2 protein-coding genes are annotated in these 1,560 nt (G+C 67.1%); both read left to right on the top strand.

Annotated elements, in window-relative coordinates; all coding sequences use genetic code 11:
- Positions 1-665, top strand: a 665-nt coding sequence (locus tag IEZ11_RS50335) for an alpha-glucosidase C-terminal domain-containing protein (protein WP_189269845.1), incomplete at its 5' end; no start/stop codon positions are given.
- On the top strand, positions 662-1,560 hold an 899-nt coding region (locus tag IEZ11_RS50340), incomplete at its 3' end, for an alpha-amylase family glycosyl hydrolase (RefSeq protein ID WP_268239986.1). The genes IEZ11_RS50335 and IEZ11_RS50340, both read left to right, overlap by 4 nt.

The raw sequence follows: 1,560 nt of genomic DNA on the forward strand, positions 1-1,560 counted from the left end.
AACAGGAACTCACCGAGTACCTCACCGAGCTGTCCGGCGAGTCCGCCGCCTGGATGCGGCCCAACCTCTTCGCCAACACCCCGGACATCCTGCACGCCTACCTCCAGCACGGCCACCGCCCCGCCTTCGAGGCCCGCGCCGTCCTCGCCGCCACCCTCTCCCCCACCTGGGGCATCTACAGCGGCTACGAACTCTGCGAGAACACCCCCCTGCGCGAAGGCAGCGAGGAGTACCTCGACTCCGAGAAGTACCAACTCAGGCCACGCGACTGGACCCTCGCCGACACCGAGGGCATCGCACCCCTCATCACCCGCCTCAACACCGTCCGGCGCCGCCATCCCGCGCTCCGGCAACTGCGGAACCTGACCTTCCACCACACGGACAACGACTCCGTCATCGCGTACAGCAAGCGCACCGGGGCGGACACGGTCCTGGTGGTCGTCAACCTCGACCCCCACCACACCCAGGAGGCCACGGTCTCGTTGGACATGCCGCAACTCGGCCTGGACTGGAACGCCGTGCTGTCCGTGCGGGACGAACTGACGGGTGAGACCTACTCATGGGGCAGGACCGGCTACGTGCGCCTCACCCCCGGCCGGACGCCGGCGCACGTACTCCAGGTGGAGCGGCCGACACCAGCGAACGGAGGACCCAGCGCGTCATGACTGTCAACGAACCCGTCCCGGACACCTTCGAGGACACCCCCGCCAAGGACCGGGACCCGGACTGGTTCAAACGGGCCGTCTTCTACGAGGTCCTGGTCCGCTCCTTCCAGGACAGCGACGGCGACGGCATCGGCGACCTCAAAGGCCTCACCTCCAGGCTCGACTATCTGCAGTGGCTCGGCGTGGACTGCCTCTGGCTGCCGCCCTTCTTCAAGTCCCCGCTGCGGGACGGCGGTTACGACGTCTCCGACTACACGGCCGTACTCCCCGAGTTCGGTGACCTCGCCGACTTCGTGGAGTTCGTCGACGCCGCCCACCAGCGCGGCATGCGCGTCATCATCGACTTCGTCGTCAACCACACCAGCGACCAGCACCCGTGGTTCCAGGAGTCCCGGAGGAACCCGGACGGGCCGTACGGCGACTTCTACATGTGGGCCGACGACGACAAGCAGTACCAGGACGCGCGGATCATCTTCGTCGACACCGAAGTCTCCAACTGGACCTACGACCCGGTGCGCAAGCAGTACTACTTCCACCGCTTCTTCTCGCACCAGCCCGACCTGAACTACGAGAACCCGGCCGTCCAGGAGGAGGTGCTGGCGGCGCTGCGGTTCTGGCTGGACCTGGGCATCGACGGCTTCCGGCTGGACGCGGTGCCGTACCTGTACGCCGAGGAGGGCACCAACTGCGAGAACCTGCCGCCCACCCATGAGTTCCTGAGGCGGGTCCGCCGCGAGATCGACGCCATGTTCCCGGACACCGTGCTGCTGGCCGAGGCGAACCAGTGGCCCGAGGACGTCGTCGACTACTTCGGCGACTACGACAAGGGGGGCGACGAGTGCCACATGGCGTTCCACTTCCCCGTCATGCCCCGGATCTTCATGGCGGTGCGCAG

Source organism: Streptomyces fuscichromogenes (assembly GCF_014645815.1).
GTDB classification, from domain to species: Bacteria; Actinomycetota; Actinomycetes; order Streptomycetales; family Streptomycetaceae; genus Streptomyces; species Streptomyces fuscichromogenes.